The sequence below is a fragment of the Streptomyces sp. CBMA291 genome (assembly GCF_014596525.1).
Classification (GTDB): Bacteria; Actinomycetota; Actinomycetes; order Streptomycetales; family Streptomycetaceae; genus Streptomyces.
Genome location: NZ_MSJP01000044.1, coordinates 1 through 23,929, shown reverse-complemented (window position 1 = coordinate 23,929; position 23,929 = coordinate 1). Strand labels below are relative to the sequence as shown.

The following is a 23,929-nucleotide window of genomic DNA, read 5'->3' as shown; positions in this document are numbered from 1 at the left end:
GTTCCGCCCAAAGTTGGACGGAAGGAACCCTCCCCGGACTCCTTGTCCTATTTTGGCACGAGGGTAGGTGATGGGCGCAAGAGTGCGTTAAGTGCTTTCCGTCACGCTTGGGCCAAAGGCCCGGATCAGGACCAACGTCCCCACCTGGGAGTGCCAAAAGACCCGGTCGCCACCGGCGGACCGAAATCGGCCACCCGCAACTCCCTGGTCATGAAGATCATTTACACCGGTCGGACATGTCTTGTCGATACCGACCTGACGAATCTGTCCGACTGATGTCAATTCGCGAATCGCAGCTCCCTGACGAGCCGCCAGCGCTCGGCGAGCCGCCCGTACGCCTCGCTCGCCGCCTCGCCGTCCCCCGCCCGCAGCGCCGCGATCCCCTCCGCCAGTTGGGCCGCCGAGCGGTCACCGGCCAGCCACTCCTCCGGGACCGCGTGCACGAGCCCCCCGTAGTCCAGCTCCACGAGCGCCCGGGGATGGAACTCCTCCAGCCAGCGCCCCACTTCGATCAGACCCTCCGTCAGGGGTCCCTCGTCGTAGGCCTCCCGCAGCGCCCGCAGGGCCCGCGCCAGCCTCCGGCGGGCCTGCGCCATCGTCGTCCGGTACCGCAGCACCGGCGCCCGGCCCGCCGGCTCCCCCTCCGCGCCCTTGGGCGCCCCCGGCTCGTACTCCCGGTCCTCGTCCCCGAAGAGCGCGAACCAGCGCAGCGGCACCTGCCAGACCGCCGTGCGGATCCAGGGGCGCGCGTCCGGGTTCCGTTCGAGCCAGCGCTCGTGATCCGCCGTCACCTGGGCCCGTACGACCGGCGGGAGCATCGCGTCCAGGACCGGGGCCGGAAACTGGTCCGCCACCTCCCGCAGCGCCAGCCAGCCCCGCAGCCGGGTCCGCCACGGACAGACCACCACCACCCCGTCGAGGACCGCGACGAAGGCCTCGGCGCTCTCGTGCACCGGCACCGGGACCGGAGGCGTCGGCAGCAGATCGGCGAGCGACCTCCGCAGCTCCTCCTGGGCGCCGGGGGCGCGCGACTCCCGCGCGTAGCGGGCCCAATGGGTCCGTTCCGGCTCGGGGAACGCCGCCAGCGGCTCGTAGACCCGCAGATAGGAGGCGTAGGGAATGAGGACCGAGGAGACGACCGACATGCCGTGATCCTTCCACGGAGGCCCCCTCCGAGGGGGTGATCCTGGGCACTGCCGCTGATCTACGCCCAGGTAGGACTTACTCTCTTGCCGAACCGGTCCTCCCCCACCCTCAGGGAGGACCACCCGCCGCTTCGTACTTGGGAGTCACCACCGTGACCGATGTGACCGGCGTTCCTGCTGACGTACTCCGCACCCTGTTCCACTCGGAGCAGGGCGGCCACGAGCAAGTCGTGCTCTGTCAGGACCGCGCCACCGGCCTCAAGGCCGTCATCGCCCTCCACAACACCGCCCTGGGCCCCGCCCTCGGCGGCACCCGCTTCTACCCGTACGCCACCGAGGCCGACGCCATCGCCGACGCGCTCAACCTGGCGCGCGGCATGTCGTACAAGAACGCCATGGCCGGTCTCGACCACGGCGGCGGCAAGGCCGTCATCATCGGCGACCCGGAGAAGATCAAGACGGAGGAGCTGCTCCTCGCCTACGGCCGGTTCGTCGCCTCCCTCGGCGGTCGGTACGTCACCGCCTGCGACGTCGGCACCTACGTCGCCGACATGGACGTCGTCGCCCGCGAGAACAAGTGGACCACCGGCCGCTCCCCCGAGAACGGCGGCGCGGGCGACTCCTCCGTCCTCACCGCCTTCGGCGTCTTCCAGGGCATGCGCGCCTCCGCGCAGACCCTCTGGGGCGACCCGACCCTGCGCGGTCGCAAGGTCGGCGTGGCGGGTGTCGGCAAGGTCGGCCACTACCTCGTCGAGCACCTTCTGGAGGACGGCGCCGAGGTCGTGATCACCGATGTGCGCGAGGAGTCGGTGCGCCGGATCACCGACAAGTACCCGCAGGTGACCGTGGTCGCCGACACGGACGCGCTGATCCGCGTCGAGGGCCTGGACATCTACGCGCCCTGCGCGCTCGGCGGCGCCCTGAACGACGAGACCGTGCCGGTCCTCACCGCCGGGATCGTCTGCGGCGCGGCCAACAACCAGCTCGCCCACCCGGGTGTGGAGAAGGACCTCGCGGACCGGGGCATCCTCTACGCGCCCGACTACGTGATCAACGCCGGTGGCGTGATCCAGGTCGCCGACGAGCTGCACGGCTTCGACTTCGACCGCTGCAAGGCGAAGGCGACGAAGATCTTCGACACCACCCTCGAAATCTTCGCACGTGCGAAGTCCGACGGGATTCCGCCGGCCGCCGCCGCCGACCGGATCGCCGAGCAGCGGATGGCCTCGGCACGGAAGGCCTGATCCGGATCCGGCCCGGGGGAAGGCCTGATCCGGCCGGGAACCGCCCCGGGGCCGCTCCAGCGCGCCTCAGGGACCCCACCGGCATCCTCTGGACCTCTCCGCATCGCCCGGGTGGCGCGGAGAGGTCCAGGGGCGTCCCTGGCGAGACTTCGCTCACGCCATTCGGCGGGTCGGACCCTCAGAAGAGGTTAAAATCGCGATTGACCAGCGAGGAAAGGGCGCCTCGAAGGTTCTGTACCGGGGTATGTGATGCGCGCGGCGTACCGTAGACCCGCGGAAACAGGTACCGTTGAAGCCCTACGGACCGGCCTCTCTGTCGAGAGTCCGTTCCGAATCATGAACGCGTGTCAAGACTCTGGGGCCGACGAGCCCCGTCACCGAGGGGGTCGAGCCATGGGGCGCGGCCGGGCAAAGGCCAAGCAGACCAAGGTCGCCCGCCAGCTGAAGTACAGCAGCGGCGGGACGGACCTGACGCGTCTGGCCAATGAGCTGGGCGCTTCGACTTCGAGCCAGCCGCCGAATGGCGAGCCGTTCGAGGACGACGACGAGGAAGACGACCCGTACGCCCAGTACGCGGATCTCTACAACACGGACGACGAGGACGAGGACGATCAGTCCGGTCCGAGTGGTGCGTCCCCGCGTCGCGCTTGACCTTCTGAACCACCGAAACCCGGTCCGGGATCACCCGGCCGGGTTTCCGTGCTGTCCGCGTACTCCCGGGGGCCTCGGTCACGGGGCCCTCGGTCTCGGGGCTTCGGTCCCGGCGGCTCCGGCGGCTCCGGTCAGGGGACGCGCCGGGGGCCGTAACGGGGGTCGTCACAGCGGTCATGTCCGGGGTCGCGACAGGGTTGATGTCAGGGCTCGTGTCAGGGGCGCCCCCGACACGTACGGGGCCGACACGTACGGGGCGCCCCTCAGGAGCGCCCCGTGTGTACTGCCCCGGTCTGTCCTACTTCGCGTAGTCGCCGACCAGCTCCGCGCCCGTGGTGTGCGCGCCGCGCTCGGTGATCTCGCCCGCGACCCAGGACTCGACGCCCCGGTCCGCCAGCGTGGTCAGGGCCGCGTCGACGAAGTCGGCGGGGACGACGGCCATCATGCCGACGCCCATGTTCAGGGTCTTCTCCAGCTCCAGGCGCTCCACCTGACCGGCCTTGCCGACCAGGTCGAAGATCGCGTCCGGCGTCCAGGTCGAGCGGTCGACCGTGGCGTGCAGCCCGTCCGGGATGACCCGGGCCAGGTTGGCCGCGAGACCGCCGCCCGTGATGTGGCTGAAGGCGTGGACGTCCGTGGTCCGGGTGAGGGCCAGGCAGTCCAGGGAGTAGATCTTGGTGGGCTCCAGCAGCTCCTCGCCGAGCGTCCGGCCCAGCTCCTCGACCCGCTGGTCGAGGCTCATGCCCGCGCGGTCGAAGAGCACGTGCCGGACGAGCGAGTACCCGTTGGAGTGAAGACCCGAGGCGGCCATGGCGATGACCGCGTCCCCCGTACGGATGCGATCGGGGCCGAGCAGCCGGTCGTACTCCACGACACCCGTGCCCGCGCCGGCCACGTCGAAGTCGTCCGGACCGAGGAGGCCCGGGTGCTCCGCCGTCTCGCCGCCGACCAGGGCGCAGCCGGCCAGGACACAGCCCTCGGCGATGCCCTTGACGATGGCGGCGACCCGCTCCGGGTGGACCTTGCCCACGCAGATGTAGTCGGTCATGAAGAGCGGCTCGGCGCCGCAGACGACGATGTCGTCCATGACCATCGCGACCAGGTCGTGGCCGATGGTGTCGTACACGCCCATCTGACGGGCGATGTCGACCTTCGTGCCGACGCCGTCGGTGGCGGAGGCGAGCAGGGGGCGCTCGTAGCGCTTGAGGGCCGAGGCGTCGAAGAGGCCGGCGAAACCGCCGAGGCCACCGAGGACCTCGGGGCGCTTCGTCTTCTTCACCCACTCCTTCATGAGCTCGACGGCGCGGTCGCCCGCCTCGATGTCGACGCCCGCGGAGGCGTAGCTGGCACCGGTGGTCTCAGACATGGGTGAGAACTTTCGTGTCGTCGTACAGCTCGTACAGCTCGTGCTGCTCGTACCGCCCGCGCCGCCGGGGAGGCGGCGCGGGCGGCGGGGTCTTACGGGCGTCGCAGGGCGTCCGCCGCCGCCGTGGCGGCGGGGCCCGCGGCCAGCTCGGTCTCCAGGAGCTGCTTGCCGAGCAGCTCGGGGTCCGGCAGCTCCATCGGGTACTCGCCGTCGAAGCAGGCACGGCAGAGGTTCGGCTTCTGGATCGTGGTCGCCTCGATCATCCCGTCGATGGAGATGTACGAGAGCGAGTCCGCGCCCAGCGACTTGCCGATCTCGTCGATCGACATGCCGTTGGCGATCAGCTCCGCGCGGGTGGCGAAGTCGATGCCGAAGAAGCAGGGCCACTTCACCGGCGGCGAGGAGATCCGGATGTGGATCTCGGCCGCGCCGGCCTCGCGGAGCATCTTGACCAGGGCGCGCTGGGTGTTGCCGCGGACGATCGAGTCGTCGACGACGACCAGGCGCTTGCCCCGGATGACGTCCTTGAGGGGGTTCAGCTTCAGCCGGATGCCGAGCTGGCGGATGGTCTGCGAGGGCTGGATGAAGGTGCGCCCGACGTAGGCGTTCTTCACCAGACCGGCGCCGAAGGGGATGCCCGAGGCCTCGGCGTAGCCGATGGCGGCGGGAGTTCCGGACTCCGGCGTCGCTATGACCAGATCGGCCTCGGCGGGCGCCTCCTTCGCGAGGCGGCGGCCCATCTCCACCCGGGAGAGGTACACGTTCCGGCCGGCGATGTCCGTGTCCGGACGGGCCAGGTACACGTACTCGAAGACACAGCCCTTGGGCTTCGCTTCCGCGAATCGGGAGGTGCGGATGCCGTTCTCGTCGATCGCGATCATCTCGCCCGGCTCGACCTCGCGGACGAAGCTGGCACCGCAGATGTCGAGCGCGGCGGACTCGGACGCGACCACCCAGCCACGCTCCAGACGGCCGAGGACCAGCGGGCGGATGCCCTGCGGGTCGCGCGCCGCGTAGAGCGTGTGCTCGTCCATGAAGACGAGGGAGAAGGCGCCCCGGACCTCGGGGAGAACCTTCGCGGCAGCCTGCTCGATGGTGAGCGGCGTGCCGTCCTCGTCCACCTGGCCCGCGAGGAGCGCGGTCACCAGGTCGGTGTCGTTGGTGGCGGCGACCTGGGTCGCGCGACCTTCCTTCTTGGGCAGGTCGGCGACCATTTCGGCGAGCCGAGCCGTGTTCACCAGGTTGCCGTTGTGGCCGAGCGCGATGGAGCCGTGGGCGGTTGCCCTGAACGTCGGCTGCGCGTTCTCCCACACGGACGCCCCGGTGGTCGAGTAGCGGGCGTGACCGACCGCGATATGACCTTGGAGGGAACCGAGAGAGGTCTCGTCGAAGACCTGGGACACGAGGCCCATGTCCTTGAAGACGAGGATCTGGGAGCCATTGCTGACCGCGATACCCGCGGATTCCTGGCCCCGATGCTGGAGGGCGTAGAGCCCGAAGTACGTGAGCTTTGCGACCTCTTCACCCGGAGCCCAGACACCGAAGACGCCGCAAGCGTCCTGGGGGCCTTTCTCACCGGGGAGCAGGTCGTGATTGAGTCGACCGTCACCACGTGGCACGTTCCCGAGTGTAGACGGGCTCGACCACTGGTCCGAATTGAGGAATTGCGGGACCGGCCGCGCTCGTGCGATCGCACCAATAGATCGTTTTCGGCTTGGAGAGGCCTACGAGGCAGGCGGGGGAAGGGATCCCGGCACCCGCGCCGGTCCGGGAGGGCACCCGCAGCCGGGTGCGGGACCCCCGGCGATGTGACGGAGTGCACGCCCGGGGAGCGCGGGGAGGGGACTCCGGGGCGCCAGGAGCGATCGTTTTCGGCCGGGGCCCTGGGAGGTTCCTCCCGGGTGCGGGGGATCTTGGGGGTACGGGGGTGACGGGGTGCCGGGGCTTCTGGGGCGACGGGGCTCCGGGGTGCCGGGGCCTCCGGGGTGCCGGGGTGACGGGGCTCCGGGGTGCCGGGGCCTCCGGGGTGCCGGGGTGACGGGGCTCCGGGGTGCCGGGGCCTCCGGGTGGCGGTCAGGGTGATGCGGGGTGCCGGGGTGGGGGCGCTTCCGGCTCTCCCGTACGGGCTTCCCCGGGCTTCTGTACGGGCTTCCCCTCGGGCTTCCCGTACGGGCTCCAGGCGCACCCCGTGCGGGTCCCCCGCCCCATCCCGTACGGGTCCCCTCCGCCCCACCCCGTACGCGTCTCCGCCTCACCCCTACGGGTCTCCCCCCTGCCGTCCGGGGAACGGGACGGGCGTTGACAGGTGCACGTGAGTTCGAGCAAGCTCCCGTGCATGCAGCCCTCGCGTGACCGTTCGGTCACCCTCGTCCAGCGCCGACACGTGGACCTCGTCCGTGTCACCAGCGCTGCCTGTCGCTGCGTCTGACCCCCTTCTCCTCCTCGCGCGCTCCTTCACCGCCCCGATCCTTCCGGGGCGTGTCCCTCCGCGTCCCCGCGCCGTGAACTCGCCGTCGCCGGGCGCCGGAGCCCCCTGCTCAGACGCAGCTCCCTCAGGAGACCCCGCATGTCCACGCCCCTGTCCCGCCGCGCCCTCGGCGGTGCCGCCGCCGGTGCCGCCGCTGTCGCCGCCCTCGGCACCGCCCCCGCCGAGGCAGCGGCGGCCACCCCGCGCCCCGCCGACGAGCGCCCCTTCCGCGCCGCGCACCCGCGCCGTCACTCCCGGCGCCCCAACATCCTCTTCATCCTCGGCGACGACCTCGGCTGGGCCGACCTCTCCTCCTACGGCTCGCCCCACATCAAGACCCCGCACCTCGACCGGCTCGCCCGGCAGGGCGTCCGCTTCACCGACGCGTACTCCGGCTCCGCGACCTGCTCCCCGACCCGCTTCAGCCTCTACACCGGCCGCTACCCCGGGCGGACCAGGGGCGGGCTCGCCGAACCGATCGCCGACCGGTCCGTCGGGCTCGAACCCACCCACCCCACGCTCGCCACCCAGCTGCGCGCCGCCGGCTACGCCACCGCCCTCATCGGCAAGTGGCACTGCGGCTACCTCCCGGACTACTCCCCCACCCGCTCCGGCTGGGACGAGTTCTTCGGCAACTTCGGCGGCGCCCTGGAGTACTACTCCAAGCTGGGACTCGGCGGCGAGTACGACCTCTACGAGGGCGACGCCCCCTACAAGGACCTGCGCTACTACACCCGGATCCTCACCGAGCGGGCGAGCGAGTACATCGAGGACCGCGAGCACGACCGCCCCTGGCTGCTCAACCTCAACTTCACCACCCCGCACTGGCCCTGGATCGCCGACGGCGACGAGGAGCTGAGCGCCGAGATCGTGCGCCGCATCAAGGCGGGCGACCGCTCCGCGCTCTGGCACCAGGACGGCGGCTCCGTCGCCAAGTACAAGCAGATGGTCGAGGACCTCGACCGCTCGGTCGGCAAGGTCCTCGACGCGCTGCGCCGCTCGGGGCAGGAGCGCGACACCCTCGTCTTCTTCGCCAGCGACAACGGCGGCGAGCGCTTCTCCTACAACTGGCCGCTGAGCGGCAACAAGGCGTCCCTCCAGGAGGGCGGCATACGGGTGCCGTCCATCCTGCGCTGGCCCGCGCGGGTCGACGGCGGGCAGGTCAGCGACCTGCCGGTCTTCACACCCGACTGGACCGCCACCCTCCTCGACCTCGCGGGCGCCCGCCCCCACCCCGCGTACCCGCTCGACGGCACCAGCCTCGCCGGGTATCTGCTGCGCGGCGAGGCGGTCCCCGAGCGGGACCTGTTCTGGCGGGTGCGCGGCGAGCGGGCGCTGCGCCGGGGCGACTGGAAGTACTACCGGGGCAAGAACGGGCGCGACCAGCTCTTCGACCTCGGAAACGACGCCCGCGAGCAGGCCGACCACGCCCCCCTCGAACCCCGGCTCCTCGCCGAACTGCGGACCTCCTGGGAACGGACGGACGCGGAGCTGCTGCCGTACTGACGGGCTGTCGTACCGACGTACGGCCGTACTGACAGGCTGTCGTACTGACTGACGGCCGTACCGACTGGCTGTCGCACTGACGGACGGCGGTGGCGCGGCCCCGCCCAGGGGGCGCCTCCGCCGCCCGGGTCACGCGTGGCGCCTCCGCCACCGGGTCACGCGCTTCCGGCCGTGCCCGCCTGCCAGGTCAGGTAGCCGCCGTCCAGGTTGGCGGCCTGGTGGCCGTGCTGGGCGAGGAGGCGGGCGGCGGTGTGGCCGCGCTGGCCGACCTGGCAGTGCACGACGAGCGGACGCCCGGACGGAAGCTCGTCGAGCCGGTCGCGGAGCAGGTCCAGGGGGATGTTCAGGGCGCCGGGGATGGCTCCGGCGGCGTGCTCGGCCGGGGTGCGGACGTCGACGAGGACCGCACCGGCGGCCAGGGCCGCGTCCAGCTCGTGCCACTGCACCGTCCGGGTCGTGCCCGTGGCGAGGTTGTCGGCGACGTGCCCGAGCAGGTTCACCGGGTCCTTCGCCGAGCCGTACGCCGGGGCGTAGGCCAGTTCGAGATCGGCGAGGTCGGCCGCCGTGAGGCCGCCCCGGATCGCGGTGGCGAGCACGTCGATCCGCTTGTCGACGCCCGCGCCGCCGACCGCCTGCGCCCCCAGGATGGTGCCGTCGGACGGGTCGAGGAGCAGCTTGAGCGCCATCCGCTCGGCGCCCGGGTAGTAGCCCGCGTGCGAGACCGGATGGGTGTGCACCACCTGGTGCGGGCGCCCGGCGGCGATCAGCCGCTTCTCGTTCCAGCCGGTCGCGGCGGCGGTGAGACCGAAGACCCCGACCACCGCCGTGCCGATCGCCGGAGCCGAACGCACCGGGCGCCCGGCGATCGCGTCGGCGGCGAGCCTGCCGTGCCGGTTGGCGAGGTTGGCCAGGGGGACGAGGGTGGGCTCGCCGGTGAGGTGGTCCGTCTTCTCCGCCGCGTCGCCGACCGCGTACACGAAGGGGTCGCTGGTCCGCTGCCGCTCGTCGACGGCGATCCCGCCGCGCGGCCCGATCGCGAGCCCGGCGTTCTCGGCCAGTGCCGTGTCCGGCCGTACGCCGATGGCGAAGAGGACGAGATCGCCCGGGACCAGACCGCCGTCCTCCAGTTCCACGGCGTCGGGCAGCACCTTCACCGTCCGGGCGCCGAGCCGCACGTCCACGCCGTGCGCCCGCAGCTCGGCCGTCACCGGGGCGGCCATCTCCGGGTCCAGCGGGCCGAGGAGCTGACCGGCCGCCTCCACCAGGGTCACGGCGAGCCCGCGCCGCCGCAGGTTCTCCGCGACCTCGATCCCGATGAAGCCGCCCCCGACGACCACGGCGGACCGGGCGCCGCCGTCGACCACCGCCTTGATCCGGTCGGTGTCGGTGACGTCCCGCAGGGTCAGCGCCCGCTCGGCGCCCGGCACCGGCGGCACCACGGGGCGGGCACCGGGGCTGAGCACCAGGTGGTCGTACGGCTCGGTGTAGGTACGGGAGTCCGCGAGGTCCAGGACCAGGACGGTCCGGGCGGCGGTGTCCACGGAGAGCACCTCGTGCCCGGTGCGTACGTCGAGCCCGAACCGGGCGGCCAGCGACTCGGGCGTCTGGAGCAGCAGCGCCTCACGGTCCGCGATGACCCCGCCCAGGTGGTACGGCAGTCCGCAGTTCGCGTACGAGACGTGCGGACCGCGCTCCAGGACCACGATCTCGGCCTGCTCGTCCAGGCGGCGCAAGCGGGTGGCGGTGGACATGCCTCCGGCGACACCACCGACGATGACGGTCTTCACGGGTCTCTCCTCACGACGGGGCCGCTTCCTCCGAAGCCCTCCATACCCCCGAGGGTATGAAGGGGAAGGGGCTCGGGGACGCCGCGAAGGTCCACTTCGGTGGGGGCCGGAGGACCCGGGAGGGGGAGGCGGAAGACTCCTGGCGGAGGGCGCGGGGTGGGAACCCGTAGGGGCCCTAGGAGCCCTAGGGTCCCTAGGAGCCCTAAGGCCCCTAAGGGTCCTGCCGCGCCCCCGCGCCCCCCTCATCCCCCGGCTCCCCCGCCGTCGCCGTCGCCGTCGCCGTCGCCGTGAACCCCTTCCCCTCGGGGGTCGTCAGGGTCAGGGTCCTGTGGTCCAGGCGGTAGGCGAGGGGGCCGTCGAGGAGGGCGTACAGCTGTGTCTCAAGACGCATCTGGGGGCTCGAACACATCATCCGGGTGGTCGCCGCCGGGCCCTCGACCGTCAGCGTCCCGCCCTCGACCCGGGCGGTCGCGGAGAAGTTGTTGCAGCCCAGGTTCCCGGTGATCCGGCCGTCCGCGCCGATCACCAGACGGGCCTTCGTCCCGCTGTCCGTCGGCAGCGCGGACGCCGTCTCCCCGGAGACGAGCCCGTCGATCCGCCACGGGGTGCCGCGCAGCGGGGCGGAGGGCTCGGCCTTCAGTTCGAGGGAGTTCCGGCCGTCGGGGGCGGTCAGGGTCAGGGCCTGTCCCTTGAGGGTCCCCCTGAGAGGGCCGGTGAAGGCCTTCGTCCAGGCGCTCTCAAAGCGCCCCCGGTCCTCCGGGCAGGCCTTCGCCGTGCTCCCGCCCGGGGAGACGGTGAGCAGATCGCCCCGGACGGCGACGGTCGCCCCGAAGGAGTTGCAGCCGTTGTCTCCGTGGACCTGCCCGTCCGTGCCGAAGGCCAGCCGGGCCCCGTCCGGGGCGGCGGACCGCTGTCCGTCCACCGTCACCGCGCCGATCGTCCAGTACGTACCGGCGACGGGCAGATCGGGTGGAACCGCCCCCGGGCCGGGCCCCCCGGCCCCCGCCGTACCGCACCCGGCGAGGAGGAGGACGAGTCCGGCGCCGACGAGGGCGCCGCCCGGCCACCTCCGCTTCCGCCCGCTGCTCAGCCCTTGGGTCTCGTTACGTGTCCGATTCCGGCTCCGCACCTGCCTCTGCGTCTGCATGGCGGTGGGACGGGCCCCGTCGGGAAACGGTTCCGGATCCGGCTCAGCCCATCAGGGGCAGCAGCTCCGCCAGGTCCGCGCGCTCGCCGCTCGCGCTGATCCGGGCCGCGTCCCGTTCGGTCGCCCACCGGGTCCGCCCGGTCGCCAGCCTGATCCAGGTCAGCGGGTCCGTCTCCACCACGTTCGGCGGGGTGCCCCGGGTGTGCCGGGGGCCCTCGACGCACTGGACCACCGCGAACGGCGGGACCCGGACCTCGACCGCCCCGCCGGGCGCCTTCGCCGCGAGCGCGTCGGCGAGGAGCCGGGTGCAGGCGGCCAGAGCCTGGCGGTCGAAGGGGACGGCGCCGCCGGTCGCCGCGTTCAGGTCGTCGGTGTGGACGACCAGTTCCACCGTCCGGGTGACGAGGAAATCGGCCAGGGTCATCGGCCCGAACCGCACCGCGAGCAGCCGTTCGTCGGGCGCGTCCGCCGTCGCCCGCTCGTACTCCTCCGCCACGCGCGCGTAGAGCCCCGGCAGGTCGACGGTGTCGATGCCCCGGGTCTGCTCGTCGATCCGCGCGGCCGCCCCGACGGTCGCGAACGGCCAGTCGAGCAGGGCCGTCCGGTCCTTCCCCGCGCCCCCCGCGACCGGCTCGGGCTCGGCGAGGAGCCGCGGCACCGAGTCCACCGTCCACGCGAGGTGCGCCGCGAGATCCCGTACGGTCCACTCCCCGAGCCGGGTCGGCCCGTCGAGCTGCTCGGGCGTGAGGGCGTCGACGGCTTCCCGTACGTGCCCGAACTGGGCGAGCACGGCGGCCCTGGTCCTGGCGGAGTCGTAACGGCGGGTGCGCTTCTTGGCCGGTGGCATGGAGGCGAGGTTAGCCGCCGGGGGCGGCCCGCGCCGCCGGACCTCCTCACGGGCAGGCTTCCGCTCCGCCGGGCCTCCGCCTCACGGGTGAGCCTCCGCTCCGCCGGGCCTCCGCGCTGCCTGCCTTCCCGCCGCCGGACCTCCGGCTAGGGCCGCCCCGCCCCGGTGTCCCGTACGGCCCGGGTGCGGGCGTCAGCCGTATGCGGAATCGGGGCGGTGGGACCGTACGACCGTACGGAAAAGCCCCCGTCCTGGCCCGAAGGCCGGACGGGGGCTTCCCGTAAGGGCGGGGACTCCCCCTAAGGGCGGGGAAGGCCCCTAAGGGTGATGCCGGGTCAGGCCAGCAGGCCCGGGATCGTCGCCTCGTGCGCCGTGCGCAGCTCGGTCAGGGAGAGCGCGAACTCGCCCTGCACGTCGACCGCGTCACCGTCGACGACACCGATCCGGGTCGCCGGGAGACCGCGCGCACCGCACATGTCGGTGAAGCGAAGCTCCTCGCTGCGCGGAACGGCGACGACCGCGCGGCCCGCCGACTCCGAGAAGAGGAAGGTGAACGCGTCCAGGCCCTCGGGGACGACCAGCCGCGCGCCGTTCCCGCCGCGCAGGCAGGACTCGACGACCGCCTGCACGAGACCGCCGTCGGACAGGTCGTGCGCCGCGTCGATCATGCCGTCGCGGGAGGCGGAGATCAGGATGTCGCCGAGCAGCTTCTCCCGGTCGAGGTCCACGGCCGGCGGCAGACCGCCCAGGTGCTGGTGGATCACCTCGGACCAGGCCGAGCCGCCGAACTCCTCACGCGTGTCGCCGAGCAGGTAGAGGAGCTGGCCCTCTTCCGCGAAGGCGATCGGCGTACGGCGGTTGACGTCGTCGATCACACCGAGGACGGCCACGACGGGCGTCGGGTGGATCGCCACGTCACCGGTCTGGTTGTAGAGCGAGACGTTTCCGCCGGTCACCGGGGTGCCCAGCTGGAGGCAGCCGTCCGCGAGACCGCGGGTGGCCTCGGCGAACTGCCACATGACGGCCGGGTCCTCGGGCGAGCCGAAGTTCAGGCAGTCGGAGATGGCGAGCGGCTTGGCACCGGAGGCGGCGACATTGCGGTACGCCTCCGCGAGCGCGAGCTGCGCACCCGTGTACGGGTCGAGCTTCGCGAACCGGCCGTTGCCGTCGGTCGCCATGGCCACGCCGAGGTTGGTCTCCTCGTCGATACGGACCATGCCCGCGTCCTCGGGCTGCGCCAGGACCGTGTTGCCCTGCACGAACCGGTCGTACTGGTCCGTGATCCAGGACTTCGACGCCTGGTTCGGCGACGAGACCAGCTTCAGGACCTGGTCCTTCAGCTCGGCGCCGTCCTGCGGCCGGGGCAGCTTGCCCGCGTCGTCCGCCTGGAGCGCGTCCTGCCACTCCGGGCGCGCGAACGGCCGGTGGTAGGTCGGGCCCTCGTGGGCGACGGAACGCGGCGGCACGTCGACGATCTGCTCGCCGTGCCAGAAGATCTCCAGCCGCTCGCCCTCGGTCACCTCACCGATGACGACGGCGATGACGTCCCACTTCTCGCAGATCTCCAGGAAGCGGTCGACGTGCTGGGGCTCGACGATCGCGCACATGCGCTCCTGCGACTCGCTCATGAGGATTTCCTCGGGCGAGAGGGTCGCGTCGCGCAGGTGCACCTTCTCCAGGTCGACCCGCATGCCGCCGGAACCGGCGGAGGCCAGCTCGGAGGTGGCGCAGGAGAGCCCGGCGCCGCCGAGGTCCTGGATGCCCGCGACGAGCTTCTCCTGGAAGATCTCCAGGGTGCACTCGATGAGGAGCTTCTCCTGGAAGGGGTCGCCGACCTGGACGGCGGGGCGCTTGGCCGGCTTCGTGTCGTCGAAGGTCTCGGACGCGAGGACCGAGACGCCGCCGATGCCGTCGCCGCCGGTGCGGGCGCCGTAGAGGATGACCTTGTTGCCGGGGCCCGAGGCCTTGGCGAGGTGGATGTCCTCGTGCTTCATGACGCCGATGCAACCGGCGTTGACCAGCGGGTTGCCCTGGTAGCAGGAGTCGAAGACGACCTCGCCGCCGATGTTCGGCAGGCCGAGGCAGTTGCCGTAGCCGCCGATGCCGGCGACGACACCGGGCAGCACGCGCTTGGTGTCGGGGTGGTCGGCGGCGCCGAAGCGCAGCGGGTCGACGACCGCGACCGGGCGGGCACCCATGGCGAGGATGTCGCGGACGATGCCGCCGATGCCCGTCGCCGCGCCCTGGTAGGGCTCGATGTACGAGGGGTGGTTGTGCGACTCGACCTTGAAGGTGACCGCGTACCCCTGGCCGACGTCGACGACGCCCGCGTTCTCGCCGATGCCGACGAGCATGGCGTCGTTGACGGGGGTCTTCTCGCCGAACTGCTTCAGGTGGACCTTGCTGCTCTTGTACGAGCAGTGCTCGGACCACATGACGGAGTACATGGCCAGCTCGGCGCCGGTGGGACGGCGGCCGAGGATCTCGCGGATGCGCGCGTACTCGTCCTCCTTGAGGCCGAGCTCCTTCCAGGGCTGCTCGCTGTCCGGCGTCGCGCTCGCGTGCTTGACGGTGTCGAAAGCTCGGGGGTACGGGGGTCGGCCCCCGGAAGAAGACAGCATCAGGCGTTGACCAGCTTCTTGAGGATCGAGGTGAAGAAACCGAGACCGTCCGTCTTGCCGGTGCCGATCAGCGGCTCGACGGCGTGCTCGGGGTGCGGCATGAGGCCGACCACGTTGCCCGCGGCGTTGGTGACGCCCGCGATGTCGCGCAGCGAGCCGTTGGGGTTCACGTCCAGGTAGCGGAAGGCCACCCGCCCCTCGGCCTCCAGCTCGTCGAGCGTGCGCTCGTCGGCGACGTACCGGCCGTCCATGTTCTTGAGCGGGACCTCGATCTCCTGGCCCTCGGTGTAGTCCGAGGTCCAGGCGGTGCCCGCGTTCTCCACCCGCAGCTTCTGATCGCGGCAGATGAAGTGGAGGTGGTTGTTGCGGAGCATCGCGCCCGGCAGCAGGTGGGCCTCGGTGAGGACCTGGAAGCCGTTGCAGATGCCGAGGACGGGCATGCCCGCCTTCGCCTGCTCGATGATCGTCTCCATCACCGGCGAGAAGCGGGAGATGGCTCCGGCCCGCAGATAGTCGCCGTAGGAGAAACCGCCGGCCAGGACCACCGCGTCGACCTGCTTGAGGTCCTTGTCGCGGTGCCACAGCGAGACGGGCTCGGCGCCCGCGAGACGCGCTGCGCGCAGCGCGTCCTGGTCGTCGAGCGTTCCGGGGAACGTGACGACGCCGATGCGTGCGGTCACGACTCCACCTTCACGACGAAGTCTTCGATCACGGTGTTGGCGAGGAAGGTTTCGGCCATCTCATGGATGCGGGCGAGGGCGGCGTCATCGACCGGTCCCTCCACCTCCAACTCGAAGCGCTTCCCCTGGCGGACGTCGGCGATTCCGGCGAATCCCAGGCGGGGCAGTGCGCGCTGCACCGCCTGCCCCTGGGGGTCGAGAATCTCCGGCTTGAGCATGACGTCGACTACGACGCGTGCCACTGGCACTCCCGGTGGTGTGTTGCGTGGGCGGTTCCCTCAGCGTACCTGCCTCCAAATTCTACGCGGGTAGAGATCTGAAGGATCCTCCAAAAGCCAGGTCACAGGCGGTCTGCGCCGACGAAGCCACACCCCTGTCCGCACACGGGCGCGACCCGCGATATTCCAGTGAAATACCGCTTCCTCATTGCGCCGGGACACGCGGAAACAATTGCCAGGGCTTCCCCCTGCGACGCCTGCCGCTGTACAAAGGAATCCAGAAGAAAGCAGCATTGTCCCGGCACGGCCGCAAGGCCGTCATCGCCGCACGTCAGAGGCGCCACAAGCGCCCCTCTCAACGGCGTCGGCCGCAGGAAAGGACCGATATCCGTGGCTCAGCGTGTGGTGGTCACTCTCTCCGATGACATGGACGGCGGAGAAGCGGCTGAAACGGTCGCGTTCGGCCTCGACGGGAAGATGTACGAGATCGACCTGAATGCTGCCAATGCAGAGAAACTCCGTACGGCGCTCGCCCCGTACCTGGAGGCCGGGCGCAAGCTGCCCGCCCGTGTGACGGCAGGCCGGGGCTCCTCGACGGAGACGTACACCCGCACCTCCCTGGCGCCCGATCCGGCGGCCGTCCGCGCCTGGGCGCAGTCCAACAAGATGGACGTGCCCGCCCGTGGCCGGATCCCGAAGCGGATCTACGAGGCGTTCCACGCGGCGAGCTGAGGCGAGGCGAGCACGGGGCCCGGCGGGGGTACGACACCCCGCCGGGCCCCGCCGCGTCCGACGGGCCCGCGACGAAGCGCCCCCGGGCCCTGGCCCGACCCGCGGCCCACGAACCCGTCCACGGCCCGATCCGGGGCTCGTCCGGAGCCCGTCCCGGAGTCCGCCCCGCACCTCGCCCCGAACCCGATTTGCATTCCACCCCCCATGATCGGCTAGAGTTTGGATCACGCCGAGGGGCAAGGCCGGAAGGCCCCGCCTCAAGCAGCGTGCGGGTGTAGTTCAGTAGCAGAACATCCCCCTTCCAGGGGGAAGGCGCAGTGTGCAATTCCTGTCACCCGCTCTGCATCGCAAGTCCGAAGCACTCCAGTGCATCAGGTAGAGTGGTGCTCGCACCGCACGGTGAAAGCCGGGCGGAGGCAATGCGGACGTGGCTCAGTTGGTAGAGCATCACCTTGCCAAGGTGAGGGTCGCGAGTTCGAATCTCGTCGTCCGCTCCAGATCGAAGGCCCGGTTCTCAGGAACCGGGCCTTCGGCGTTTCTCCCCTCGCGTCCCTGAACGCGAAGCCCCCGCCACCCCACGACGTGAGAGCCGTCACAACGGGAAGTCGCCTCGCGCGGGGGAAGACCTTCCCCCGCGCGAGGGCCCTCACTTCCTCGGTGTCTCACCCCGTCGAAATGTTGGGTATAGTTAGCCCCGCGCTACGGCGCATGCGGACGTGGCTCAGTTGGTAGAGCATCACCTTGCCAAGGTGAGGGTCGCGAGTTCGAATCTCGTCGTCCGCTCCATGAAGAAGCCCCCGGTCGAATCGACCGGGGGCTTTCTCGTTCCCTCACCCCTCCCACTCCTCCCATCTCTCCCCCGGCCCGGAGGCCCGAGGAGGGATGAGGAGAGGGGAACGGCGATGGCTAGAAGCTGTCGGACCAGGACTTGCCGGTCAGCAGCTCGTACGCCTCCAGGTACTTGGCGCGGGTCGCGTCCACGATCTCCTGAGGCAGAGCCGGCGGCGGCTGCTCGCTCTTGCGGTCCCAGCCGGACGCCGGAGACGTCAGCCAGTCACGTACGAACTGCTTGTCGTACGAAGGCTGGGCGCGGCCCGGCTGCCACTGGTCCGCAGGCCAGAAGCGCGAGGAGTCCGGCGTGAGGACCTCGTCCGCGAGGACCAGGTTCTCCCCGTCGAAGCCGAACTCGAACTTGGTGTCGGCGAGGATGATCCCGCGCTCACGGGCGATGTCCCGGGCCCTGCCGTACACCGCGAGCGTCGTCCGGCGCAGCAGCGCGGCGGTCTCGGCGCCGACCTGACGGGCGACCTCCTCGTAGGAGACGTTCTCGTCGTGGTCGCCGACCGCCGCCTTCGTCGCCGGGGTGAAGATCGGGGCGGGCAGCTCGGAGCCGTCGCCGAGCCCCTCGGGCAGCGCGAGACCGCAGACCGTACGGGACTCCTTGTACTCCACGAGCCCGGAGCCGGTCAGATAGCCGCGGGCCACGCACTCGACCGGGACCATGTCGAGCGACTTGCAGACCAGGGTCCGGCCCGCCCAGTCGGCGGGCGCCCCGGCCGGAAGCTCGGTCGAGAGGACGTGGTGCGGGACCAGATCGGCCAGCAGGTCGAACCACCACAGGGAGAGCTGGGTGAGGACCCGGCCCTTGTCGGGGATCTCCGTGGGCAGGACCCAGTCGAACGCGGACAGACGGTCGCTCGCCACCATCACGAGGTCACCGGCCTCGTTCCGGTACAGGTCGCGCACCTTGCCCGTGTGGAGATGGGTCAGGCCCGGGACCTGAACAGGCTCGGGCTTTTCTACGAATCCGGACACGGTTCCTCCGCGTAGGTTGATCCAGGAGCGCTGTAATTCTCTCGCACGGGAAGAGTCCGACGGCGAGCGGCCCCGGTCCCGACCTCCTGTTCACCCGGCGGAACCGCTCATTCCCTCTTGCAGATCCGGTCGAGAAGGTTCGCCGTGGCGCGCTGGACCCGCGAGTCGACATGGCCCGGCCGGTCGAGCGCCGGAGACCAGGCGAACGTGCCGGACGCGAAGACCCAGGCCCCCGAGGGCGCCCGGTAGAGCGAGGTCTCCTGGTGCCGCAGCACCCCCTCCCCGTCCTGGTACGGCGAGTGCGCGAGCAGGATGCGGCCCTGGTGCTCGGGCAGCGGCGTCCTCGGGAAGTAGCGGTCCGCCTCGCCCGCGACCAGTCCCGGCAGCTCGTCGCCGTCCCCCGCCCCGGTCGCCTCCCAGAGCCAGTGCTCGGCGTTCCTGACCACCAGCGGGGACGGCTCCGGCACCCGCCCCGCGTACTGGATGCCCAGCAGCTGCTGCTCCGGCCGGTCCACCTCGCGCCAGAGCGTGGGACGGCCGGGACCGCGCCGCTTCCGGCAGGTCAGCAGCCGGTCCGGCACCCCGGACGGCGAAGGACCCAGCTCGACGTGCCAGTACATGGTGTTGGCGGAGAGGAAGACCAGCGAGGTCCCCTGGTCGCGGGCGGACTCCACGGTCCTGCGCATCGGCCCCGACCAGTACTCGTCGTGCCCCGGGAAGACCAGCCCCCGGTACCGCGTGGGGTCGACCCGCCCCGCGTGCAGATCCCGGGTCTCCGCGTACGCCAGGTCGTAGCCGTACCGCTCGGCCCAGCGGATGAAGTCGTACGCGTGCCCCACGTGCAGCGGCAGCCCCGCGCCCGCGTACGGGCGGTCGAAGGAGACCGTGACGGCCGCCTCCTCCTCGCCGAGCAGCCGGCCGTCCTCGTCCCACGCGTGGTACAGACTGGCCCCCGTGTGCCCGTCCTCCGGATAGAGGTTGTACGCCTGCCAGGTCACGTCCGGCAGCACGAGGAGCAGATCGGCCGGGTGGTCGTCGCGCACGGTGAAGGGGATGTGCGAACGGTGCCCGTCGGCGGTCGTGAGCACGGCCACGTACGCGCCGATCGCCCAGTAGGACGGGACCTGGAGCCGCCAGGACTGCCACCAGTGGTGACACGAGACCGTACGGTCGGCGGTGAGCGGCGGCGGCTGCACGATCCCCGCCAGCCGGGGGCTCGTACAGATCTTCGCGGCGCCGTGGCCGCTGTAGTGGCCGATCCGGTAGACGTCCGCCGAGAACTCCTGCGGCGGGTCCACCGTGATGTGGAAGTCGATCGACTCGCCCGGGGCCACCGCCCCCACGGACGCGAAGCCCTTGATCTGACGGCGCACGTCGTCCGCCGTGCGCGGGCCCCCGCAGCCGCCCCTGGCCAGGATCTCGTCCGCGTACCAGGGAACCATCTGCCCGGTGTCGTCGAAGTAGTTCTCCGAGCCGCGCAGCCAGGGCAGCGGGCCCTGCCCGAAAGGATCACTGACGGCGTGTGCGAGTGCCCCCGACTCCCACCGCCTGATCTGGTCCGCCCCCATGCTGCGCCCTCCCTCGACTCCCCCGGTCGTTCCGGTCGGTTTCGGCTCCCCCGGTCGGTCGATCGGCCCGTGGCTGGTCAGTGCCACTGGCGCAGGTGTCTGGTGCGTGCCTCTGTCAGTGGCGGTCTCCAGCACATCACATAACGCGCGCACTCCGTCACCGTTCGTCGCGAATTGACGAGAGTGGAACCGGGGACTCCGGACGGTTCCGGGTCCCTGACGCACGGGTGCCACCGCGACGACCTGCCAGGCTTCCCTTCCGGGCGGTCTCAGTCCAGCCGTACGGGCTTCTCCGGCCGCACACCGGTGCGAACCAGCCAGAGGCGCAGCGGCTCGGGATCGCCGTCCTCGACGAGCGCGAGGACCCGGGGCCCGAGATCGGCCGCCCGCCTGCCGCCGACGAGCAGGGTCGGCCCGTCGAGCCAGTCGAGCCCGGGAGCGGCCTGCGCCGTGTCCACGGCCGCGCAGCAGACCATCGCGGTGACATGGTCGGCGAGCAGCTCACGGCCACTGCGGGGCGGCTGGAGCGGGAACAGCGGGAGGGGCCCGTCGGGCCCGCTGACGGCACCGGAGCCCGCCCCCGGCCCCCGGTCGTCGCCCCCGAGACCGGGCACGGGGACGGCGAGGCCGGGCGCGGGGACGGGGGTGAGGCTGGGGGGCGAGGGGTGGGCCTCGGCTTGGGACTCGGCTTGGGTACGGGCCTGGGTACGGGTCTCGGATTGGTTCCGGGCCTGGTTCCGGGGCTGGGCCTGGGTCTGGGAGGCGTCGGCGGCCATCCGCGCCTCCCTGGCGGCCTCCTCCCGCGCCAGAAGCGCGCTCAGCGCGGCGGCGAGGGCTTCGGCGGCGGGGTTCACGGGCTCGTCGAGCTCGTCGGAGGCGAGGAGGGCACCGGACTCGTGCGACTCACCGGACTCGTGCGACTCACGGGACTCATGGGGCTCGTCAGGCAGAACGGGCTCATGAGGGTGGACGGGCTCATGAGGCAGGGCAGGCTCGTGGGGCGCCTCGGGTGTGAGAGAGCCGGAGGTCCCGTCGGGTCCCGTCCTCGTCAGATGGGCGATCACCCTGCTCAGGGTCGGGCCGTCGTCGGAGGTCGGCGGGGCGGTGGTCACGCCGAGGTCGTCGAGGACCCGGTGGAGTCTGGCCGCGTCCGTGCGCCACTTGCGGTCGACGACCTCCTCCGGATACTGGCTCCACTCCACGGGCGCCCAGTCGGGACAGGACCGGGCGGGACCGCCGTGGAAGAGGCGGGCGGCGAGCAGGGAGGCGGCCTCGTCGACCGCGCCCGGCTCCTCCAGGAGGTCGCAGGCGGGGCGCTCGCCGAGCCGGGCGGAGAAACCGTCCGCGAGCCGGTCCCTGCGGGACAGCTCGGTCAGGGCCGAGACCACGCCCGCGTCGAGCCGGGCGGGCCAGCGGCCCATGCGCCAGGCGGGCAGCGCGACCCGGGTCAGGAGCCGGTCCCAGCCCGCGTACGCGAGCCCGACCTGCTCCTGGGCGACGATCCGCACCCCGTAGTCGACGGCCTGGGCGCGCTCCGAGCCCGCGGCGGCGACTCCGCGCTCCATCTCGGTGGCGTGCCCCCGGCAGGCGCGCAGCAGGACCCGGGCGACCTGCCCGATCCCGTGCGCGCCGAGCCGCCGGACCGGCCCGAGGCCCGGTTCGGCGGGGACCGCGACGGCGGCGTCGAGCCCGCGCACGAAGCGGCGGGCGGCGGCTATGTCGGGATGCGCGGCGGGGCCCGTACCGGCGACGACGGGGGCGAGGACGGCCCGTAGCTCGGCGACGCGCATCCACCACAGGAAGGGCGAGCCTATGACGAGGACGGGCGCGCCGGAGGCCCCGCCGGTCCCGCCCGCGGAGGAGCGCAGCGCGCGGTGGGTGCGGTCCTCCAGCCAGCTGTCGCAGTCGGGGGTCAGGGCTATGGAGGCGGGCGCGGGGACGTCGAGCCGGTCGGCGAGGTCCCTGACGAGCCGGTAGAGATCGGGGGCGGCGGTCTCGGAGAGCTCCACCGTGGGCGTGGCCGCCGGGCGGGCCCGTACGACGACGAGGGCGACGGCCGCGGCGACGGCCAGGACGAGGACGGCGAGGAGGGTGACCACCCAGCGGGCGGTGTCCCAGCCGGGGCCGGTGAAGTGGCCCGCGACCCCGCCCGCGTAGAGCACGACGGCCACGGCGGTGGGGAGGACCGCGAGGCCCAGGGCCCTGCCGCGGACCCTGAGCACCGCGAGTGCGCGGGAGTGCGCGGCGCGCGCGCCCCACTCCTCGCCGATTACGGAACCGGTACCGGACACGCCGTACATCACCCCCTCCTGCCCACGTCGGGACTGCCTGTGGCGGTGTTGCTCACTCCCCCACTGTGGCACCAGTCACTGACATCGCAATGCCGGTGGGCCAAGTGCCGGAACACCTTCGCCGCACCCTAGTTGGGGCGGTGGCGGACGTCATCCGGATGGCTCTGCCGTCACTCGATGGAATGGCTTTGGGCAAAGGTGATGGCGCAGAAGCGGCCGTGCGGTGCATTGCTCGTCACCGCACGGCCGGGGGTGCTTCCCCTAGGGGGATCAGGCTTCGGCGGCCTTCCGCGCGATGTCGGTGCGGTGCTGGGAGCCGTCAAGGCGGATGCGGCCGACCGCCGCGTAGGCGCGCTCGCGGGCCTGCGTGAGGTCGGCGCCGACGGCGGTGACCGAGAGGACACGGCCGCCCGCGCTGACGATCGCGTCGCCGTCCCGCCTGGTCCCGGCGTGGAGGACGTACGCGAGCGGGGCGTCCTTCTCCGCGACCTCGGCCAGGCCCTCGATGGGGTCGCCGGTGCGCGGGGTGTCCGGGTAGTTGTGGGAGGCGACGACCACGGTGACGGCGGCGTCGTCGCTCCAGTTCAGCGGCGCCTGGTCGTCCAGGGTGCCGTTGGCCGCGTTCAGCAGGACGCCCGCGAGCGGGGTCGTGAGGCGGGCCAGGACGACCTGGGTCTCGGGGTCGCCGAAGCGCGCGTTGAACTCGATGACCCGGATGCCCCGGCTGGTGATCGCCAGACCGGCGTACAGCAGACCGGAGAACGGGGTGCCGCGGCGGCGCAGCTCGTCGACGGTGGGCTGGAGGACGGTCTCCAGGACCTCCTCGACCAGCTTCGGCTCGGCCCAGGGCAGCGGCGAGTAGGCGCCCATGCCGCCGGTGTTGGGGCCCTCGTCGCCGTCGAGCGCGCGCTTGAAGTCCTGCGCGGGCTGGAGCGGGAGGACGGTGGTGCCGTCGGTGATGGCGAAGAGGGAGACCTCGGGGCCGTCGAGGTACTCCTCGATGACCACGCGGTCGCAGGCGAGGGCGTGCGCGCGGGCGTGCGCGAGGTCGTCGGTGACGACGACGCCCTTGCCCGCCGCGAGACCGTCGTCCTTGACCACGTACGGGGCGCCGAAGGCGTCGAGCGCCTCGTCGATCTCCTCGGGGGTGGTGCAGACGTAGCTGCGGGCGGTGGGGACCCCGGCGCCGGCCATGACGTCCTTGGCGAACGCCTTGGAGCCTTCCAGCCGCGCCGCTTCCCGCGACGGGCCGAAGACGGGGATGCCGGCGGCGCGGAGCGCGTCGGCGACCCCGGCCACGAGCGGCGCCTCCGGGCCGACGACGACCAGATCCGCCTCCAGTTCGGTGGCGAGGCGCGTGACGGCGTCGCCGTCCAGCTGGTCGACGGGGTGCGGCTCGGCGACCTCCGCGATTCCGGCGTTGCCGGGCGCGCAGTGCAGAGCGGTGACGTCGGGATCGAGGGAGAGAGAGCGGCACAGGGCGTGTTCGCGGGCGCCGCCGCCGATGACGAGGACCTTCACGCAAGCCAGGGTAGCCCGCGGGGCGGGATGCCCCTTGTGCGGGCCACCGAGCGAGACGGTCCTACTGGTTCGGATATTCCTCCACAACCGTGGCGCCCAGCTCCCGCACGATCAGGTCGTGCCCGGAGAGCGCCGAGTCGACGAGGTCCGGGTCGTCCGCCTCCGGGACGTCGTCCTCGGGCGCGACGGAGTGCGGCGCGGGCGGGGCGTACGCGGGCGGGGCGGGGCTTCGCGTGGGCTCGGGCGGGGTGCCGGGACCGGGCCCGGGGCCCCCTGCCGTACCGGCTCCCGCGCCCGTGCCGGCTCCCGGGAAGCCGCCCGTC

18 protein-coding genes, 3 tRNA genes and 1 pseudogene are annotated in these 23,929 nt (G+C 72.0%); 8 read left to right on the top strand and 14 right to left on the bottom strand.

The window, feature by feature from the left end; genetic code table 11:
• Positions 1-278 precede the first annotated feature (278 nt).
• On the bottom strand, positions 279-1,145 hold the full coding sequence (locus BU197_RS12400; RefSeq protein ID WP_188268309.1) for a hypothetical protein: 867 nt from the start codon (positions 1,143-1,145) through the stop codon (positions 279-281).
• 152 nt (positions 1,146-1,297) lie between these two features.
• On the opposite strand from BU197_RS12400, the gene BU197_RS12395 reads away from it, so the two are divergent.
• Both BU197_RS12395 and BU197_RS12390 read left to right on the top strand, forming a co-directional pair.
• Positions 1,298-2,389: a Leu/Phe/Val dehydrogenase gene (locus BU197_RS12395; RefSeq protein WP_188268308.1), complete on the top strand. Its 1,092-nt coding sequence runs from the start codon at positions 1,298-1,300 to the stop codon at positions 2,387-2,389.
• A 393-nt stretch (positions 2,390-2,782) separates the two neighbouring features.
• On the top strand, positions 2,783-3,040 hold the full coding sequence (locus tag BU197_RS12390; RefSeq protein WP_188268307.1) for a DUF3073 domain-containing protein: 258 nt from the start codon (positions 2,783-2,785) through the stop codon (positions 3,038-3,040).
• Between the two features lie 298 nt (positions 3,041-3,338).
• On the opposite strand, the gene purM is transcribed toward BU197_RS12390, so the two are convergent.
• Positions 3,339-4,406: a phosphoribosylformylglycinamidine cyclo-ligase gene (gene purM / locus BU197_RS12385; protein WP_188268306.1), complete on the bottom strand. Its 1,068-nt coding sequence runs from the start codon at positions 4,404-4,406 to the stop codon at positions 3,339-3,341.
• A 92-nt stretch (positions 4,407-4,498) separates the two neighbouring features.
• Positions 4,499-6,025: an amidophosphoribosyltransferase gene (purF, locus tag BU197_RS12380; protein WP_188268305.1), complete on the bottom strand. Its 1,527-nt coding sequence runs from the start codon at positions 6,023-6,025 to the stop codon at positions 4,499-4,501.
• 716 nt (positions 6,026-6,741) lie between these two features.
• On the opposite strand from purF, the gene BU197_RS31470 reads away from it, so the two are divergent.
• On the top strand, positions 6,742-6,834 hold the full coding sequence (locus BU197_RS31470; protein WP_411158480.1) for a putative leader peptide: 93 nt from the start codon (positions 6,742-6,744) through the stop codon (positions 6,832-6,834).
• A 138-nt stretch (positions 6,835-6,972) separates the two neighbouring features.
• On the top strand, positions 6,973-8,379 hold the full coding sequence (locus BU197_RS12375; RefSeq protein WP_188268304.1) for a sulfatase-like hydrolase/transferase: 1,407 nt from the start codon (positions 6,973-6,975) through the stop codon (positions 8,377-8,379).
• 155 nt (positions 8,380-8,534) lie between these two features.
• Here the strand turns inward: BU197_RS12375 and BU197_RS12370 are convergent, their stop codons facing one another.
• The 6 genes from BU197_RS12370 to purS form a co-directional block, all read right to left on the bottom strand.
• Complete coding sequence (locus BU197_RS12370; protein WP_188268303.1) at positions 8,535-10,166, bottom strand: FAD-dependent oxidoreductase; 1,632 nt, start codon at positions 10,164-10,166, stop codon at positions 8,535-8,537.
• Positions 10,167-10,377: 211 nt separating this feature from the next.
• Entirely contained in the window at positions 10,378-11,313 is a 936-nt protein-coding gene (locus tag BU197_RS12365) for an META domain-containing protein (protein ID WP_188268302.1), read from the bottom strand.
• 43 nt (positions 11,314-11,356) lie between these two features.
• The gene (locus BU197_RS12360; RefSeq protein WP_188268301.1) at positions 11,357-12,160 is read right to left on the bottom strand and encodes a maleylpyruvate isomerase family mycothiol-dependent enzyme; all 804 of its coding nucleotides are present in this window, start codon (positions 12,158-12,160) and stop codon (positions 11,357-11,359) included.
• Positions 12,161-12,495: 335 nt separating this feature from the next.
• Positions 12,496-14,781, bottom strand: coding sequence for a phosphoribosylformylglycinamidine synthase subunit PurL (purL, locus tag BU197_RS12355; RefSeq protein WP_188268300.1), 2,286 nt, complete (start codon positions 14,779-14,781; stop codon positions 12,496-12,498).
• Positions 14,781-15,461: a phosphoribosylformylglycinamidine synthase subunit PurQ gene (gene purQ, locus BU197_RS12350; protein WP_188268299.1), complete on the bottom strand. Its 681-nt coding sequence runs from the start codon at positions 15,459-15,461 to the stop codon at positions 14,781-14,783. The genes purL and purQ overlap by 1 nt, the downstream gene beginning before the upstream one ends.
• Positions 15,458-15,703, bottom strand: a complete 246-nt coding sequence (purS, locus tag BU197_RS12345; RefSeq protein WP_015035032.1) for a phosphoribosylformylglycinamidine synthase subunit PurS — start codon at positions 15,701-15,703, stop codon at positions 15,458-15,460. Before purS ends, purQ begins: the two co-directional genes overlap by 4 nt.
• A 366-nt stretch (positions 15,704-16,069) precedes the next feature.
• On the opposite strand from purS, the gene BU197_RS12340 reads away from it, so the two are divergent.
• The 4 genes from BU197_RS12340 (at position 16,070) to BU197_RS12325 (ending at position 17,197) form a co-directional block, all read left to right on the top strand.
• The gene (locus tag BU197_RS12340; RefSeq protein ID WP_188268298.1) at positions 16,070-16,411 is read left to right on the top strand and encodes a histone-like nucleoid-structuring protein Lsr2; all 342 of its coding nucleotides are present in this window, start codon (positions 16,070-16,072) and stop codon (positions 16,409-16,411) included.
• Between the two features lie 268 nt (positions 16,412-16,679).
• Positions 16,680-16,751: transfer RNA gene (locus BU197_RS12335), tRNA-Gly, on the top strand.
• Between the two features lie 81 nt (positions 16,752-16,832).
• A tRNA-Gly gene (locus BU197_RS12330) sits at positions 16,833-16,908 on the top strand.
• A gap of 213 nt (positions 16,909-17,121) precedes the next feature.
• Positions 17,122-17,197: transfer RNA gene (locus tag BU197_RS12325), tRNA-Gly, on the top strand.
• A gap of 120 nt (positions 17,198-17,317) precedes the next feature.
• On the opposite strand, the gene BU197_RS12320 is transcribed toward BU197_RS12325, so the two are convergent.
• The 5 genes and pseudogenes from BU197_RS12320 to BU197_RS12300 all read right to left on the bottom strand — a co-directional run.
• Positions 17,318-18,226, bottom strand: coding sequence for a phosphoribosylaminoimidazolesuccinocarboxamide synthase (locus BU197_RS12320; RefSeq protein ID WP_188268297.1), 909 nt, complete (start codon positions 18,224-18,226; stop codon positions 17,318-17,320).
• A gap of 107 nt (positions 18,227-18,333) precedes the next feature.
• Complete coding sequence (locus BU197_RS12315; protein WP_188268296.1) at positions 18,334-19,794, bottom strand: N,N-dimethylformamidase beta subunit family domain-containing protein; 1,461 nt, start codon at positions 19,792-19,794, stop codon at positions 18,334-18,336.
• A 269-nt stretch (positions 19,795-20,063) separates the two neighbouring features.
• Positions 20,064-22,094: a hypothetical protein gene (locus BU197_RS12310; RefSeq protein WP_188268295.1), complete on the bottom strand. Its 2,031-nt coding sequence runs from the start codon at positions 22,092-22,094 to the stop codon at positions 20,064-20,066.
• A 261-nt stretch (positions 22,095-22,355) separates the two neighbouring features.
• Positions 22,356-23,606, bottom strand: a complete 1,251-nt coding sequence (gene purD, locus BU197_RS12305) for a phosphoribosylamine--glycine ligase (RefSeq protein ID WP_188268294.1) — start codon at positions 23,604-23,606, stop codon at positions 22,356-22,358.
• Between the two features lie 61 nt (positions 23,607-23,667).
• Positions 23,668-23,929, bottom strand: a pseudogene (locus tag BU197_RS12300) (DNA polymerase III subunit gamma and tau); the annotation flags it as partial.

Coding starts and splice junctions, on each gene's coding strand:
- BU197_RS12360 (WP_188268301.1), bottom strand. CDS start 12,160: ATGCCACCGGCCAAGAAGCGCACCCGCCGTTACGACTCCGCCAGGACC.
- BU197_RS12365 (WP_188268302.1), bottom strand. CDS start 11,313: ATGCAGACGCAGAGGCAGGTGCGGAGCCGGAATCGGACACGTAACGAG.
- BU197_RS12310 (WP_188268295.1), bottom strand. CDS start 22,094: ATGTACGGCGTGTCCGGTACCGGTTCCGTAATCGGCGAGGAGTGGGGC.
- purM (WP_188268306.1), bottom strand. CDS start 4,406: ATGTCTGAGACCACCGGTGCCAGCTACGCCTCCGCGGGCGTCGACATC.
- BU197_RS31470 (WP_411158480.1), top strand. CDS start 6,742: ATGCAGCCCTCGCGTGACCGTTCGGTCACCCTCGTCCAGCGCCGACAC.
- purL (WP_188268300.1), bottom strand. CDS start 14,781: ATGCTGTCTTCTTCCGGGGGCCGACCCCCGTACCCCCGAGCTTTCGAC.
- BU197_RS12315 (WP_188268296.1), bottom strand. CDS start 19,794: ATGGGGGCGGACCAGATCAGGCGGTGGGAGTCGGGGGCACTCGCACAC.
- BU197_RS12400 (WP_188268309.1), bottom strand. CDS start 1,145: ATGTCGGTCGTCTCCTCGGTCCTCATTCCCTACGCCTCCTATCTGCGG.
- BU197_RS12390 (WP_188268307.1), top strand. CDS start 2,783: ATGGGGCGCGGCCGGGCAAAGGCCAAGCAGACCAAGGTCGCCCGCCAG.
- BU197_RS12375 (WP_188268304.1), top strand. CDS start 6,973: ATGTCCACGCCCCTGTCCCGCCGCGCCCTCGGCGGTGCCGCCGCCGGT.